Genomic DNA, 17521 nt, shown 5'->3' on the forward strand with positions numbered 1-17521 from the left:
TATTATCTTTAGCTTGGTCGTCAGCTTGAGCATTAACATCATACTTAGCGTCAGAGTCAGTATTTGAAGCAGCATCATCTTGTTGTCTAACTTCAGCTGAACTGTTTTGATCTTGAGCACTAGCTTGATCGTCATTTTGAGTATCAGTTGATTGTGCACTGTTCGCTGATGAACCATCGTTATCAGTATTCGCTGTATCTGTGTTGTCAACTTGTTGCTCTGTAGTTGCTTCATTATTTTGTGCCGAATCTTCATTTGTTAACTCGTCTAATTTGGCATCGTAAGTGGAAGTTGCTTCATTTTGAGTTTCTTCTACAACAGATGGGTCTTTATAAGCTTGTGTTCCCGAAACGTTTGTCGTAGGGTTACTTACTTCTGACTTTGTCTGCTCAGCTTGTTTAACTGTGCTGTTGTCATCTAAAATATTTTTATTTGTAGTTTGATCCTGTGTTTTCTCAGAAGCTTGAGCGTGATGTGTAGTTAAAGCTGTTCCTGCAAGTGTCAGAGCAATAATAGAAGGTGCTTTATAATTAAACTTTTTCTTTTGCATGAAACTACTCCTTTATGTATAAATTTGTTTTCATTATAATACGTCAAAAGTCTTAGAAGGTCATTTTTCATTAATTTGTAATATAATAGTAATGTGCAATAATATTGTAAACTTCTATGAAAACGCGTAATTACAATAGATTTATGTTAATTACATATAATAATTATTACAATGGTTGCATAGAATAGTAATAATAATTAGTATTGCGCTATTATATTGATTTGACCATTTTGACATGTTTTATTTCTTCCTCATAAAAAATGTCTCCGACACTGTTATACCCCAAAGATGAGTAAAATAACTTCGCGTGTAGTTGCGCATTTAAAATAAGTTTTGTGTAACCTTGTTGTGCGGCTGATTTTTCGACGAATTGCATTAATTTTTTTCCATAACCAGATTTTCTAAATGCAGGATGAATGGCTACTCTTTCGATTTTTACACCTTGTTCATATTGTCTGAAGCGTGCAGTAGCAAAAGGCTGTTGATTGTCATTATAGCCAATAATATGTGTTGCAATTGCGTCATAATCATCTAATTCATTTTCGACTGGTACGCCTTGTTCTTTTACAAAAACTTTCTTTCTAATATCAAAAGCATCTTGTTTTTCTGCTTCTGTTGTTATTATTTTGAACATAGTATCCCTCATTTCTTATAAATAAAACCCTATCAAAGCTAAACTAAGATAGGGTAGTAATCATACATTTATTGTGCTTCTTTACGTACTATAGCACTATATTGCCAAAATATACGCATTTGTGCAATGTTCCAATTATTCATGCCCATAGTAAAACCAGAAGGTTTAAACAGATTAACGTCTGTAACTTCTAAAGCTGCTGCTATTAGATATTGAATAGGGACACTGATTTGTTTCATTGTTTCAGTTATACCGTTTTGGTCATAGACCCAAGTGAAAGGTAATTCAGATTCGAATACATCCACTTTATCAAATATTTCAGGTAAAGCAACAATGTAACAAGCACCATCGACAACAGGATTTGCATCACTCTCTTTATAATAGAGGCGTAAAGCTTCATAATTTTCTCTATGCGCATGATTAACATAAAAGAATTCATTTCTAAACAATGCCATATCTTTACTATGAATAATCTGTTGTTCTAACATATTAAACATCCCATTGATGTGGGCCAGTTTATCATATGTTTTGCGTGACATATTATGTGCTCCTTTCTTTAATACTGACCAGTAGGCATTTGGTTTGATTGGTTCGTATCAGCGGAAGGTGCCATTTGATCATTATTTTGAGTTTCATTTGATTGTCCTGATTGGTTATTGCCATTTTGTTGCATGTTTGGATCCATATTTTGACTATTATCCTGTTGCATATTCTGATCGGAGTTTTGACTATCATCTTGTTGCATATTTGGATCCATGTTTTGAGTATCATTTTGTTGTTGATTTGTATTTGACTCATCGTTTGATTCATCTTCACTTTGTGATGAATCTTGTTGATTTTTTCTTAATAAACTTTGATCAATTTCAGTTTGTGGTACGAGTGTACCATAAAAATCAGTCACTCGTTGATTTAAGAACTTGTCTGCATCTTCAATTTTAGGTAAATCTAAATCTTTTCTCAACAAATTCGATGTTTTCATAATGCTGTTTATGTCAGGATTATAATAATAGACGTTGTTTAAGTAATCATCTTCACCTTCAAGTTGAGTTGTTTCAATATCTAAATTACTTTTTAGGTATGTTGTAGCTAATGATTTAACTTCATCCGAACTTAAATTATGTTTTGAGTTGTTGCCGACGATTTTAATGACGTCGTCAAGTTTACTGAAAGAATTTTGCTTTTGTGCTTTGGCAATAAGTAGTTTTATTAATTCCATTTGTCTTTGACCACGTTTTAAATCGGAGTCATTGTGACGTGTACGTGCAACAGCTAATGCTTCATCACCATTTAATTTTTGATAACCTTTTTTAACTTTTATTTTACCTGTATCGTTTGTGTTTGGTTCACTTAAATTGTATGGCACATCGTAATAAATACCATCAAGTTCATTGACCGCGTCAACAAACGCAAGCATATTAATTCGTACATAATAGTCTACAGGTACATTTAAAGTACCTTCAACTGCGTCCATTGACGCAATAGGACCACCAAAAGCATGAGCATGTGTAATTTTATCATAATATCCTACTTTTGGAATATAGCTTATTGTATCACGTGGGATACTTAACATTCTTAGTTGTTGAGTATCTGGATTTAAAGTTGAAAAAATCATGGCATCCGTACGAGATTTGGATGCGCTTTGGCCATTTTTTTTACGTTGTTCATTCTCATCGATACCCAAAAATAAGATCGATACTGGATCTTTTGATGGATTGACTTTGGAATCTCGTAAATTAGATTTACGGTTTGAGTCACTGCCATTAAATGAATCGTCAATAGCGCCTTGAGAGGCTTTAAATAACATAATAGTATAAATAACTGGAATAACGACAAGTCCTAATGAAAGTAGAATCAAAAGGTATTTAAAAAGTTTATTCATTATTTTTCTCCCACTTTATTTTATAATTTGTACAAATATAGATGTTAATAAAAAATGTTGCGATTGTAAATTGTATTAAAAAAATGTAAATATTAAAATGTACTATAAGGTAATATTTTATTACTTTGAGAGAAAAATATCAACTATGTTTCATTAAAGTGTGCGCATTGCATAGTGAAATATGATCATTACTTGAGCACCATTGACTATACTTTTTTCATGAATTTCAGCTATAATTAATATGTGTAACGTCATTACTCATTCGCTAAAACTTTGGTAGGAATTTTTAGCTATACTGTTTAATGTTTTCAGTAGTGTGGAAAGTAGATATATATTCAAAGGAAGTTAAAATATAAACGCGGCGCAGGAGGAATTATACTAATGAAACAACAATGGATTGAGAAGTTAGATGAAAGTTTAGTAAAACCATTTTATGAAACGCAATCGGAAGAGGAAGTTGAATATGGTTTTAATAGTACACTATCATTTGGAACTGCAGGCATCAGGAGTACATTTGGTATAGGTCCAGGAAAATTGAATGCTTTTACTGTACGTAAAGTAGCACTAGGGCTAGCACAATTCTTGACTGCACAACATGCAACACCATCAGTGGTTATTCATTTTGATACTCGATATTTGTCAAAAGAATTTTCTGAAGAAATGGCAGGTATTTTAGCAGCTAATGGTGTACAAGTCATATTGGCAGCGAGTTATAAGTCTACACCTGAATTATCATTTGCAGTTAGACATTTAAATGCTACTGCCGGTGTTATGATAACAGCTAGTCATAATCCTAAAAATTATAATGGCATTAAGGTTTATAATGATGCCGGAGGACAATTATTACCTGAGGAATCGACAACATTGAGCAGTTATATAGATGCTATTGATAAGCCGCTAGAGCTAACTAAACCAGATTTTTCAGAACTTAAAGCAAATCAAAAGATACAGTATTTAGATGATACAGTAACTGAAAGTTATATTGAAGCTGTCACAAAGTTGATAGATAAAATAGAATATAATAATGAAAAAGTAGTATTAACAAGTTTACATGGTACAAGTTTACCTATTTTAGAAAATATTTTGACTGGATTAGACTATACAAATTACTTTATTGAAAAAGAACAATCGCAACCAGATGGCGGATTTCCGACTGTAAAAAGTGCCAATCCCGAAGAAGTTGAGGCTTTTGAAAGGGGAATTAGCTTAGCACAAGAAAGCAATGCAAATTTAGTTATTGCTACTGATCCTGACGCTGACCGACTGGGCATTGTTGAAGTTTATGAAGATGGTTCATACCGTTATTTCAATGGTAATGAGATAGGTTTAATGTTAATGAAATTAAGATTTCAAGATCTCGCTGATTCAAATCAACCATTATATATAGTTAAATCAATTGTCACGAGTGAATTAGCTGAAAGACTAGGACAGTTACTCGATGTCGAAATTAATAATGTGTTAACTGGTTTTAAATACATTTCAGAATTATTGGAAGAAAAAGATGCGGAAGAAGAAAAATTATTGCTAGCCTTTGAAGAGAGTCATGGTTATTTAGCTGAATCTATTTCTCGTGATAAAGATGCTATTCAAATTGTGCCATTAATTATTAAATATAAAAATTTATTAGCACAAAATGGACTGACATTTAACAATGTAATTAATGATATTTATCAAAATATTGGACAATTCAAAGATAAGACAGTGGCATTAAGTTATGAGGGAGCAGCAGGGGTTAACAAAATCAATGCTATTATGAATCAATTTAGAACAGATACAACTTTACCAACTGAGATGTGCGGATTAACAGTTAAACGTGTTGAAGATTATCAACAAGGTATAGTAACAAATATAATGGAACAGTCGGTACAAAGCCTGTCTTTACCTAAAACAAATTTACTAAGATTTATTTTTGATGAAGGTTTTATTGCGCTGAGACCGTCAGGTACAGAACCTAAAATTAAACTTTATTTTTCTTTAAATGTCGACAACATTACAGCAATTGAGGATCAATTTATAGCTAAATATGTAGATTGATAGTACAAAGTTACAAGGAAGGTAAAAGAAAATAAAACAACATAAACTACTTATTGGATTAACAACTTTTGTGATGTTGGTAGTATTAACTTTGGGAGGTACTTATCTATATAAGTACCTTTTCAATGAAGCTACAAAGAAAACAATACCGACCAACAGCCATAACACCACTAGAAAAACAAATAAAGTAGTGCGTATAAACACGACAATGGATACAACTAATAAAGTGTATACACAAATTAATGACTATTTAGAATCAGTAAACTTCAATGGCACCATTACGATTATGCAAGAGGGAGAGTTAAAATTAAATAAAGGCTATGGTATGAAAAATTTTGATACATTACAACCTAATGACGCTAATACGATGTATTTAATCGGGTCAAGTCAAAAATTTTTAACAGGGCTAATGTTAAAACAGTTAGCTATTGCAAAGCAAATTAATATGGAGGCTTCGCTGACACAATATATACCATGGTTTCAAACCATTTATCCATTAAACAGCAATGATTTAATGTTACATCAAAGTGGTTTGTTTAAATATCAGCCCTCTGAACATGTTACGTCAATTCAAGAAGCTACACAGGCAATACAACGTAGAGGTATTAATCCTAAACTCTATAAAAAGCCACAATACAATGATGGTAATTATATTGTATTAGCACATTTGATTGAGGTGATTACTCACCAATCATACGAACAAGCATTTAAACAAATGATAATGCAACCAAATGATTTAAAATTTACAGCTTTTTACAATGATCATAATTTAGCACACAATATGGCAATCGGATATAAACAAGTTAATCAAAAACCAGTGAAACAACAACCGCGCTTTCTAAACCAATATTATGGTGCAGGTAATTTATTTATGGCTCCATATGATATGGCGCAGCTCATTTTAAATTTACAACACAATAAAATATTTTCTGCTGTTGAAACATTACCATTTATTAAAGAAAGCATGACTTCTCGATATCCTAAAGCATATAGATTTGGTTATTATAGTTTCCCTGATAAAAATCGCATCAATGGCGGTTTTTATGGCCAAGTGTTTACAGTATATTTTAACGATCGCTATATCATTGTCATGGGTACAAATTATGAACAACCCCATTTGACTAATGAGTCAATGTTAAAACATATTTTTAAGCATTACTTAAAACAGGAAAATCACAATTATAATAAAACAGGAAAGACATACTAAAAGGCTAGAATAATGTTATTCCAGCCTTAAAATATTATCTGAATGAGCAGATACCATTATGAGATTGTGTGAGTTTTACTTACAATATGTTAAAGCGTCAAAGAAGATTTTTTCGAAAATGTCTGTTTCAATCCCCATAACGACAGTGCAATTAGGATATGCAGATTTTAAATCTGTAACAGTAGCCCCTCTAGTTAATTCCCCAGTTGTTTCGATATCTACGCGAGCTTCTACAATTTGAAAAAGTTCAGGATGTAATAAATATAAAATGGTATATGCATCATAAATGTTAATACCATATTCAAAATCATCTCCACGATAATGTGAAAATAATTGATGCAACATACGTCCTGTATCATTTAAACTTTTCAGTTTCTCTAATTTGGCATGTATTAAAGTCGAACTACGTGCTACATCTAAACCGACCATCGTCAAAGGTAATCCTGAATTAAACACAATATGAGCAGCTTCAGGGTCGCAATAAATATTAAATTCTGCTAATGGAGTGACATTGCCACGGCCAGCACTACCTCCCATTAAAATAATTTCATTAATCTGTGTTTTTACTTCGGGATATGTAGTTAATAACAAAGCAATATTGGTTAATGGTCCAATCGGAATGAGTGTGATGGGTTCTTTACTATTGATAAGTAGGTCATACATTGCTGCAACTGCATTATGAGAAGACAGTGTTGATGCGTCTACTTCTGGGAACTCGTAACCATCCATTCCAGATTCGCCGTGGACACTACTGGCACTGAATATGTCAGACAGTAAAGGATGTGATGCACCTCGATGTACGGAAACATTACTATTAAAAAATTGTGTAAGTTTCAATGCATTTGCTGTTGTTTTTTCAATGCCTACATTCCCATTTACAGTGGTCAACATTTTAACATCCAAATCAGGATGATTTAGTGCAATACTGATAGCTGCTGCATCATCAATGCCAGGGTCAGTATCTATAATAATAGGGTGCTTCATAATTAAACCTCCGTTCCAAATTTAAACCTATTACCATTATAATAGGGACTAACGTAAAATTACTAATACAAGCCATTACAATAATGGCAATTGCTCATAATAATAGGGGGAGACAAGTAATAATTAGATAAAAAAAAGACTTCTCCGAAGAGAAGTCTTTTTTGACACTTATAAGTGACTTGAATGTCCACCTTGCATTACCCAGTAAGTACCAATAACAGTAATTAAAGTGATAATAATCGCGAAGATTACTTTGAAACCTTGAAGATTACCGTCTTTACCTTCAGTTAAATGCATGAACATTAGTAACTGCACTGCTGCTTGAATAAAAGCAAAGCCAAATATAATTGTAATCTTTGCATTTAAAGTCATTGATGTGTAAAGTGTCACGAAAACTGCTAATATGGTCAAAACGATTGAGGCGATAAAGCCTACTGTATGCTTAACTATTGTATTCATCCACTAAACACCATCCCTATCATATATACGGCAGTAAAGATGAAGATCCATACAACATCTAAGAAGTGCCAGTATAAACTAACTATAAATAATTTAGGTGCATTATCTTCATTTAAGCCACGCATACCTATTTGAATTAATAAACAAATAATCCAGACGATACCTAGTGAAACGTGGGCACCGTGCGTACCTAATAAAATAAAGAAACTTGACCAATAAGAACCGATTGTAGGATTAACACCTTCATGTGCATAGTGTGCGAACTCATAAATTTCAAAACCTACGAAGATTGCACCTAGCAATACAGTGATAATCATCCAAATCATCATTAATTTTTGTTTCTCTTTTCTCATATAGTAAATGGCAATACCACAAGTATATGAGCTGATTAATAACGCAAAAGTCATTATTAATACTAATGGTAATTCAAACAATTCAGTAGTCATTTTACCAGCGTAGTCGCCACCATGTTGCAATGTTAATAACGCTGCAAATAACGTACCAAAAAGTGAAAATTCAGCTGTAAGGAAAATCCAAAAGCCAAGTTTATTTAAATTACCTTCATGCGAACGTGCATCAATTGTATTTACATCATGACTCATGACTTACAGCCTCCCTTTCTTTTTTACGTGCTTCACGTAGTCTAGCTTCTGTTTCTTCTACTTCAGAAACAGGAATATGATAACCGTGATCGATTTGGAAACTTCTATAAATCATAGTACCGAAGATACCGATTAAACATAAAATCGCTGGTAATATTGTTTCAAAGACTAAGAAGAATCCGCCAATTGTAAAGAAGATACCCATCCAGAAACCAACAGGTGTATTGTTTGGCATATGGATTTCTGAGTAATTATGGTTGTCTAAATAATGGCGACCATGTTCTTTCATGTTTACAAATGTGTCGTAGTCATTCCAGTCTGGAGTGATTGCAAAGTTATATTTAGGAGGCATAGCAGAAGCTGTAGCCCATTCTAAAGTACGTCCTAAACCATTCCAGTTATCACCAGTTGCTTCTCTTGGAGAAGTGAAGTGACTGTAAACAATACTTACTACTAAGAAAGCGAAACCAATTGCCATAAGTACTGCACCGATAGTTGAGATTAAGTTTAACATCCACCAACCATCTTCTGGCATATAAGTGTATAAACGACGTGGCATACCATCTAAACCAAGTACGAATTGTGGTATGAAACATACGTTAAAGCCAATCATAAAGAACCAGAAACACCATTTATTTAATGTTTCGTTCAATTTATAACCAACCATCTTAGGATACCAGAATATCAGTGCACCGAGACAGGCGAACACAACACCAGCAACTAACGTATAGTGGAAGTGTGCCACTAAGAAATACGTATTGTGATATTGGTAGTCAGCAGCTGCCATCGCTAACATGACACCAGTAACTCCTCCTAATAAGAAGTTAGGAATAAACGCTAGGGCGAATAACATCGGTGATTCAAATGTAATTCGACCTTGGTACAATGTGAACAACCAGTTAAATAATTTAACCCCGGTCGGTATACCAATCAACATCGTTGTGATTGAGAAGAATGCGTTGATTAAGGCACCATTACCCATTGTGAAGAAATGGTGAACCCAAACTAAGAAACTTAAGAATGCAATACCTGCTGTTGCCCAAACCATACTTTGATGTCCAAATAATCGTTTACGTGCAAAAGTAGGTATAATTTCTGAATAAATACCGAATGCTGGCAAAATAACAATATATACCTCAGGGTGCCCCCATACCCAGAAGAAGTTTGCCCAAAGCATTGGCATACCACCATCCGCAACTGTGAAGAATGCCGTGTCAAAGATTCTATCAGTTGTGAATAGCGCTAACGCAACTGTTAGTACAGGGAATGCCAAAATTACAATAAGAGCTGTGATAAATGTAGTCACAGTGAACATAGGCATTTCCATAAATTTCATTGTAGGTGTTTTACATCTGAGGATAGTAACGAAGAAGTTAATACCTGTCATTAATGTACCAATACCTGAAATTTGAATTGCAATTAAGTAATAATTGACGCCTGGACCTGGACTAAATTCTCCAGCTAATGGTGCGTAGTTAGTCCAACCTGCTGCAGGTGATCCACCTACGATAAATGAAAGGTTGAATAACAACATACCTGAGAAGAATAGCCAAAAACTTACGTTGTTAAGAATAGGGAATGCAACATCGCGTGCACCAATTTGTAATGGTACGATCACATTCCATAATCCGAAAATGAAAGGCATTGCCATGAAAATAATCATGATTACGCCGTGTGTACTAAAGATTTCGTTATAGTGGTTTGATTCCAAGAATTTGTTATCTGGAATTGCTAATTGAGTACGCATTAATAACGCATCGATACCACCACGAATAAACATTAATACGGCACAGATTAAGTACATCGCACCAATCTTTTTATGGTCGATAGATGTGAACCATTCTCTATATAGATATTTCCACAATTTAAAATATGTGATTACTGCAATTACACCGATAACCATGAATGGGGCACCGATTTGTCCCATTGTTATCATCCAGTTACCTTGTACCAGTAATTGATCCCATGGAAAATTCATTAATGTCCACCTCCATGTTCCTGGTCATTTTTCTCTAGCTCAGAAGCTTTATTATCTTTACTTCCTTCGCTGAGTTTTTCCATTTCATCCATATTATGAGATTCTTCTTCCTTGAACTCATTATTATATGGCTCGTCGTTACCTAAGATCATGGCTTTCATTCCATGACGCTCATAGTTTGCATTTGAGATTTGTGGTTTACGTTTCGGTTGATCCGGTTCATCTAAAATATCTTCTGTAAGTTCTTCTTTAGAATTGAAGTTTGGATCTTTTTGAACGTAATTATAGCGATCGTAAGCATAGAAGATATACTCAGGATCAGCTGCTGGATCGACAAATGCCATATGAGTACCACTGAAAGTAAGTTCTTTGTTTTCAGTAGTAGGTAAAAGTTGCTTATCAAAAGTATCTTGATCTAATACTTTTTTACTTTGAGCATCTTTAACCCAATCCTTGAAGTCTGATTGGCTTACAGAATGAACATCAAATACTTGACGTGCGAAACCTTCACCATTGAAGTTTGAGTTACGTCCACGGAACGTACCTGTTTCACTTGCAGTCATTGTCCAATCCATTGTCATGCCAGTCATTGCATATTTCTGACCACCAAGTTGTGGAATCCAGAAACTTGTCATCATATCCATTGATTGAAGTTTGAAGACAACAGGACGATCTTTCGGAATAGTTAAATGATTAACTGTTTCGATTTTTTCTTCAGGATAACTGAAGAACCATTTATAACCGGCACTAGTTGCATAAATAACTATTGGGTCATCCTTTTTCTCTGGTTTTGCTTCATATTGATAAAGCGATTTGACCGTTGGAATTGCTAATGCAATAACAATGATGACTGGAATAACGAACCAAATAAACTCTATTAATGAATTGTGATGCATTTTTCCTGACTCATCATTATTTCTTAAGCGGTATTTAAATAAGAAATAAGCGAACATGATGAGTACTACCGCCATAATAACAAGCATGAAGATGATTGAATAGATAATCAAGAACTTCGAATCACTTGCCATTGGCCCTTTTGGGTTTAAAACTTCTACGTTTGAACAACCACTAAGTAAAATTAGTGAGCCAAAGAGTAGAAGCAAAGACTTAAATTTTGACACTTTTTTGACCTCCTAATACTACAATTGTAGGGCTTAACATCAATTTTAAGATATTACGCGATATTTACAAGTGTTTGTAGCAAAAAAAAAATTGTAAAATTAAAACAACCCCAACAGAAACAACGTCTGGTGGGGGTTGAAAGATTTGTTAAAATTATGTGTACATTTTGTGAAAAGTGTCATAATTAGACATATTTAAAAAATATAGTGGTCAATAGTGATAACTGTTATCAATTAGGGGTGGTTAAACATAGTTATGTATATTATTTTACTTCAATGTAACGTGTTGATTTATCTACTGCTCCATTAGAATCTTCTACTTGATATTCAATTTTGTACTTTCCTGATTTATTTGTATCTACATGTCCGTTTACAGTAATTTTGTCTGTAAGATCACCATCTTCTTTATCATAAGCACGAATACCTTTTAACACATTGTAGTCGTTACCTTTTTCAACAATTGTGTCCGTTGCACCTTTAATTTCAGGAATAGTATTTTCAGTTGCTTCTGCACTTAAATTAGGTGTCACTAGTGTGGCTGACACTCCTATAGCTGATAAAGATTGTAATAATTTATTCATAACGCTACCTCCGTATGAAAATAAGTTGTTGCAAGTTAAACATAATATAACGCAGTTACTCGTTTTGAACATCGTACTATAGTCCTAATATAGCGAAAAATTTTAAATTTAACTGTAAGTTAACGTTAAAATTTAGTAAATATGAAAACATAACAATGGTATTTTATTAGCTGTGACATGTGCAATTAAGTGATTTTTGAAGTTAATATACATATCAATAGTAAAAATAATTAAAATGTGAAGGGCGGGGGTTATATTAAATATCATTTGTGCAATATAATAGTAAAAAGCAGAATTTAAGTAGTTGTTTCTGTTAAACGTATTGAAAAAACTAAGAGGACATTAATTTTGTTTCAGAGTGTCAACAAACTATCGACTTTGTTGGCAGTTTTTTGTGCACGCTTTTTGCGGGCACTGCCTCAGCCTGTAGTCTTCGGCGAGTGCAATTACCGAAGGGTCGGCACTATTCACTGCCAATAATATAATGTGAAAAATACCCCATAGATAAAAATAAACAAGCCTTAGGAGAACTATGAACTGACACCAATTAGTGGGAATAAAATAAAAACACTTTCGTTGAATTCATTTAAAATGAATCATACGGAGGTGTTTTTTCTATGAAAATAATGTCTTATTCAATAGAAACAAAATATAAAACGATTGAAATGAAAGAAGCTGGATATACTGTAAAAGAAATTATGGAAGCATTAAATATCAAAAATAGCACACAGGTAAAAACTTGGTGGCGATGGTATCGAAATGGTGAAACTTATAGATTTTATCAACAAAGAGGCAAGCAATATACTTACGGTAAAGGCGTGAAAGAATTATCAGAAGTAGAACAATTAAAGTTAGATAATAAGAAAAAAGATATTGAAATAGATATTTTAAAAAAGTACAAGGAGTTAGAAAGGAAGTGGTATCCAAAATAATTGTAGAATTAGTTGATCAATTCAAGCATAAGTATTCAATCAAAATGATACTCGATGTTTTAGAAATACCTCAATCGACATACTATAGATGGAAACATAAGGACAAGGAAAAAGATAAAGTGACTCAAAAGGTTATTGAATTATGTGAAGAAAATAATTTCACCTACGGTTATCGCAAAATTACAGCATTGATTAATCAATTGTATTCAGCATCAATTAATCATAAAAGAGTTCAGAGAATCATGCGAGGGTATAATCTGAACTGCCGAGTTAGACCTAAAAAATCCAAAAAAATGGGTAAACCTTATTATAGAACAGATAATTTATTACAAAGACAGTTTAAAGCTAACCAACCAATGGAAGTATTAACAACTGATATTACTTATTTACCTTTCGGTAACTCTATGTTGTATTTATCTTCAACTATGGATGTTTATAACGGAGAAATTGTGGCGTATAAAATAGATAACAAACAGGGTCAAAGCTTAGTAAATGATACATTGAATCAAATAGATATACCTGAGAATTGCATACTACATAGTGACCAAGGCAGTGTTTATACATCCTATGCTTACTATCAATTATGCGAAGAAAAAGGCATTATCAGAAGTATGTCCCGAAAGGGAACACCAGCTGATAACGCCCCGATAGAAAGTTTCCATTCCTCGCTAAAGTGTGAAACTTTCTACATAAACAATGAGCTCAATAGCTCTAACCAAATTGTAATAGATATTGTCGAAAATTACATTAAAAACTATAATAATAATCGAATTCAACAAAAACTAGGCTACTTATCCCCTAGAAAATATAGGGAATTAGCAGCCTAGAACATAGTGTTTTTATTAAGTTCTCATTCTAAGGGTTCAGCGCCTCTATCACCTAAAGTTTGTCTACGTTATTAGTATTTACTTTATTTTGTGTAAGTGTTTACGTCAAAATATTTGCCGACTTCACCCATAGTGTCATAGAAGTTTTTAATACGAGTTGCATTTTTTTCTGCCCATGAAATATCAGTGGCATATTGATGATCGCCTGGATTTTCTGGGTTCCAACGCATTTTATATAATGTGTTTTGACCTTGGTTGATATATGAGTTAGCAATGAATTTAGCACCACCGACAATGGCTTTCTTAACTGTATCCCAACCTTCTTCTTTGGCACGTGTAAATCCTTGTTTGACAGCGTCATGATCTACAGCACCAATGCCAAACATATTATAATATTTGTTTGGTCCATCAGTTGTAACTTCATCATCAACAACGTCACCGCCATTTGCAAGCTCAGAAGTTCCGTTTCCAGTTTCAAGTAACGCATGTGATACTAAATATACTTCGTTGATATTGTAAGTTTTAGCAGCTTCACTAAACGCTTCACCTTGACCTTCTAAGATGCCTTTACCATCAAGTAATTCATTTATACGGTTCGCATCAATATTTTGTGATTTGTCTAGACGTAAAAATTGATATTTTTGTGTCTCATCATTGGCAATACGGCTAGAATCCATAGCATATTTGATTTCACCTAGATTTGCATCTTCCCATTCACCTGGTGTGTGTTGTACTTGAGGTTTGAATTTAAGATTATATTGAGCTAAAGCAGCTTCATCTAAAGTTTGGCCTGTGCTGTAATACTTAATAAGCTCTTTACGTAAATCAGTTTCCTTAATCCATACCATTTCGCCATTAGCTAATTTACCGTAGTACCAAGTAACACCATCAATTACTAATTTTTTATAGCTTGTAAAAATGCCTTCATTGTAATCACTTAATGAGCCACTTGCTTTACCGTATGGATCGTTATAGTAATAACCGTCTTTGTTGTAAATAACATAATCATAGCGACTCTCAACTGCATCATCTGAAGCATTAGTATTATCATCTTTATTACTTGCTTCATTAGTAGCAGTAGGGTGGTGTTTTGCATTTAAGTCGTTAGCAGCAATCCAACCAGTTTTATTATTGACAATACCATAAACATATTCGTCTTTATCTACATGTAACGATTTAGATGCTTTAAAATCATTTTGTTGTAAATTATTTAAATCATCTAATTTTTGAGCTTTTGAACCCCACGGAACAGCATATAGACCATTATTTGTTGGTTTAACTGTGTAATTACCACTTTTTGCTGCAGATTGGCTTAAATTACGTGTATTAATATCTTTTGAATTCACCCAGCCAATAGGCGTATTGTCTTTATTATTTTGAATCAAGACATACGTGTTATCACCTTGAGTACGTTGTTTACCAACTGTAAATGTTTTATTAGCATATTTTGTACTATTTAACGCTGTATTACCATTTACAGATGTTTTAATTTCAGGTTTTTCTGTAGTAAATTGACCCAGTTGTTTAACATTTTTAGTTGCTGTTTGTGTCGCAGTATTTTGCGTATTTGTGTTGGCTGTTCTTGGTGTTGTTTCTTTAGTTGCTTCTGTTGTTGCTTCTTTAGTTGCACTTTGCTGTATTACAATATCACCAGTTTGCATCCAACCGAGATTATCTTTTGATTTTTGATCAGTAATTAAATAGAATGATTTATCACCATAGTCTGCTTTTTTAGTTAGGTCGTATGTTGTGCCATTAACATATGATTTTTGAACACCTTGTTTGTCATATACAGAAGTGTACACACCATTGTTATTTTCCTTCACAGTACCACGTGTATTTTCTAATTCACTTACTGTTAACTTGTCAGTTGTAGTATTTTCATCTTGTTTGACTGTGATGTCACCAGTCTGCATCCAACCGATACTATCTTTTGATTTTTGATCAGCGATTAAATAGAATGATTTATCACCTAATTTAGCTTCTTTCGTTAAATCATAAGTTGTGCCATTGACGTATGATTTTTGAACACCTTTTTCATCATATACAGAAGTGTATACACCATTGTTATTTTCTTTCACAGTACCTTGCTTATCTGTTAATTCATTTACTGTTAATTCGTCATTAGTAGAAGGTGTTTCTGTATCGTTAGTATTATCATCGTTCTCACTTGTATCGCCTGAATCGCTTGAACCACTTTCTCCCCAATCAGCTACTTGACCAGTTTGAATGAGATACTTTTCATTGATTAAGTCGTAAAGTTCATCATAGCTATAATTATTGCGAGCTAAGTAATCATGTGGATCGGTATGATCTGTTCCACCTAAATAGTTACTAACTGCTTTATGTGTCCATACAGTACCTTGACCATCATATTCAGCACTGTCAGGTGATAAGCCGTAATAACGTAGATTTGTTGCTGCGTAATCAGCGTAATTGTTCATTGAACGTGCGAAATCTTCTGGTGTATGCGTGTGAACTAATTCTACTTGGATATATCTTTCATTGGCTACTGGACCACCGCCCCAAGATAAGTAGTCTGTATTTGCAGTTTCGATAATGCGGTCACCATCGACATAAGCATGAACAAAGGCGTTATTATAATTGTTTTTCATATAATTAATTTCGCCTTCAATAGTTGAATTATCATTTGCTGTATCATGTAAGACGATACCTTCAGGAGCACCATTACGATAATCATATTGTGGTAAATAATCAGCTATATCTGATTCATAATTTGGTGCAGTGAAATTTTGTTCTCTAATATAATCATTTACGCTTGAATCTACAGTAGGTTGGTATTTAGGTAAGTCACCAGCCTCACGTTTCACAGTAGTATTATTATCATCTGATGTAGAAGTTGCAGCAAAACTACGCATTTTTGGTGCTGATTCTAAACGCATTGTTCTAGGTTCTACTTGTTGTTCGTTTGTAGCTTCCGTAGTCAATGTATTGTTTTCAACATCGTCGTTTGCAGTTTCTGTAGTTAATGTATTACTTTCAACATCATTGTTTACCGATTCATTAGTAGCTGTAGTTTTATCAGTATCATCTTGGACACTGCGATTTTGAGTAGCAGTTACTACTGGTGTTTGATCATCTTGTGGTAAGTCTTCAGAGGATTGACCATCTGTTACTGATGTTTCATCTGAATTTTGTGCTTGTACGTCACTAACATTAGTCGTTTCATTTTGAGCTGTTGCGTCATTATCGGCTTTATCTTGTTGTGCTTTATCAGTCGTATTATCTTTAGCTTGCTCGTCGGCTTGAGTATTAACATCATACTTAACGTCAGAGCCAGTAGTTGATGTAATATCATCTTGTTGACTAGCTTCAGCTGAACTGTTTTGATCTTGAGCGCTAGTTTGTGCGTCACTGTCATCAGAAGCAGCAGCATCTTGTTGACTAGCTTCAGCTGAACTGTTTTGATCTTGAGCACTAACTTGTGCGTCATTGTCATCAGAAGTAGCATCATCTTGTTGTGCTTTGTCAGTCATATTATCTTTAGCTTGGTCGTCAGCTTGAGCATTAACATCATACTTAGCGTCAGCGTCAGAGTCAGTGTTTGAAGTAGCAGCATCTTGTTGACTAGCTTCAGCTGAACTGTCTTGATCTTGAGCACTAACTTGTGCGTCACTGTCTTCAGAAGTAGCCGTGTCTTGTTGTGCTTTCTCAGTCATATTATCTTTAGCTTGGTCGTCAGCTTGAGCATTAACATCATACTTAGCGTCAG

General features: G+C 33.8%; 13 protein-coding genes and 1 pseudogene. 3 read left to right on the forward strand and 11 right to left on the reverse strand.

Features of this window, described 5'->3' with window-relative positions:
* The 4 genes and pseudogenes from CD036_RS07580 to CD036_RS07595 all read right to left on the reverse strand — a co-directional run.
* Positions 1–550 (reverse strand): annotated as a pseudogene (locus CD036_RS07580) (GW dipeptide domain-containing protein); the annotation flags it as partial.
* 211 nt (positions 551–761) lie between these two features.
* On the reverse strand, positions 762–1184 hold the full coding sequence (locus tag CD036_RS07585) for a GNAT family N-acetyltransferase (protein WP_103388363.1): 423 nt from the start codon (positions 1182–1184) through the stop codon (positions 762–764).
* Positions 1185–1252: 68 nt separating this feature from the next.
* Positions 1253–1723, reverse strand: a complete 471-nt coding sequence (locus CD036_RS07590) for a DUF2538 family protein (RefSeq protein WP_021459251.1) — start codon at positions 1721–1723, stop codon at positions 1253–1255.
* A 17-nt stretch (positions 1724–1740) separates the two neighbouring features.
* On the reverse strand, positions 1741–3063 hold the full coding sequence (locus CD036_RS07595) for an LCP family protein (protein ID WP_103388364.1): 1323 nt from the start codon (positions 3061–3063) through the stop codon (positions 1741–1743).
* A gap of 381 nt (positions 3064–3444) precedes the next feature.
* Here CD036_RS07595 and CD036_RS07600 point away from each other — a divergent pair, with 381 nt between their 5' ends.
* Together CD036_RS07600 and CD036_RS07605 are read left to right on the forward strand one after the other, a co-directional pair.
* Positions 3445–5097, forward strand: coding sequence for a phospho-sugar mutase (locus CD036_RS07600; protein ID WP_103388365.1), 1653 nt, complete (start codon positions 3445–3447; stop codon positions 5095–5097).
* 73 nt (positions 5098–5170) lie between these two features.
* Positions 5171–6304: a serine hydrolase domain-containing protein gene (locus CD036_RS07605; protein ID WP_103388371.1), complete on the forward strand. Its 1134-nt coding sequence runs from the start codon at positions 5171–5173 to the stop codon at positions 6302–6304.
* 75 nt (positions 6305–6379) lie between these two features.
* On the opposite strand, the gene rihC is transcribed toward CD036_RS07605, so the two are convergent.
* The 6 genes from rihC to CD036_RS07635 form a co-directional block, all read right to left on the reverse strand.
* On the reverse strand, positions 6380–7288 hold the full coding sequence (gene rihC, locus CD036_RS07610; RefSeq protein WP_103388366.1) for a ribonucleoside hydrolase RihC: 909 nt from the start codon (positions 7286–7288) through the stop codon (positions 6380–6382).
* A 168-nt stretch (positions 7289–7456) separates the two neighbouring features.
* Positions 7457–7747: a cytochrome aa3 quinol oxidase subunit IV gene (gene qoxD, locus CD036_RS07615; protein ID WP_021459248.1), complete on the reverse strand. Its 291-nt coding sequence runs from the start codon at positions 7745–7747 to the stop codon at positions 7457–7459.
* The gene (gene qoxC / locus CD036_RS07620) at positions 7744–8349 is read right to left on the reverse strand and encodes a cytochrome aa3 quinol oxidase subunit III (RefSeq protein WP_103388367.1); all 606 of its coding nucleotides are present in this window, start codon (positions 8347–8349) and stop codon (positions 7744–7746) included. The genes qoxD and qoxC overlap by 4 nt, the downstream gene beginning before the upstream one ends.
* Complete coding sequence (qoxB, locus tag CD036_RS07625; RefSeq protein ID WP_103388368.1) at positions 8339–10327, reverse strand: cytochrome aa3 quinol oxidase subunit I; 1989 nt, start codon at positions 10325–10327, stop codon at positions 8339–8341. The genes qoxC and qoxB overlap by 11 nt, the downstream gene beginning before the upstream one ends.
* Positions 10327–11448 carry a cytochrome aa3 quinol oxidase subunit II gene (gene qoxA, locus CD036_RS07630; RefSeq protein ID WP_103388369.1) on the reverse strand — a complete coding sequence of 374 codons (1122 nt, stop codon included), beginning with the start codon at positions 11446–11448 and terminating at the stop codon, positions 10327–10329. The genes qoxB and qoxA overlap by 1 nt, the downstream gene beginning before the upstream one ends.
* Before the next feature lie 263 nt (positions 11449–11711).
* Positions 11712–12029, reverse strand: a complete 318-nt coding sequence (locus CD036_RS07635; protein ID WP_002510109.1) for an immunoglobulin-like domain-containing protein — start codon at positions 12027–12029, stop codon at positions 11712–11714.
* A gap of 617 nt (positions 12030–12646) precedes the next feature.
* Between CD036_RS07635 and CD036_RS07640 the strand changes: the two genes are divergently transcribed.
* Positions 12647–13788 (forward strand): IS3 family transposase gene (locus CD036_RS07640; RefSeq protein ID WP_103388145.1). Its coding sequence is split into 2 segments (ribosomal slippage): positions 12647–12917 and positions 12917–13788, totalling 1143 coding nucleotides; the frame shifts between segments, so codons are not numbered across the junction.
* Between the two features lie 83 nt (positions 13789–13871).
* Here CD036_RS07640 and CD036_RS07645 read toward each other — a convergent pair.
* Entirely contained in the window at positions 13872–17468 is a 3597-nt protein-coding gene (locus CD036_RS07645; RefSeq protein ID WP_444547471.1) for a glucosaminidase domain-containing protein, read from the reverse strand.
* Positions 17469–17521: the final 53 nt, after the last annotated feature.

This window comes from Staphylococcus arlettae (genome assembly GCF_002902345.1).
GTDB lineage: Bacteria > Bacillota > Bacilli > Staphylococcales > Staphylococcaceae > Staphylococcus > Staphylococcus arlettae.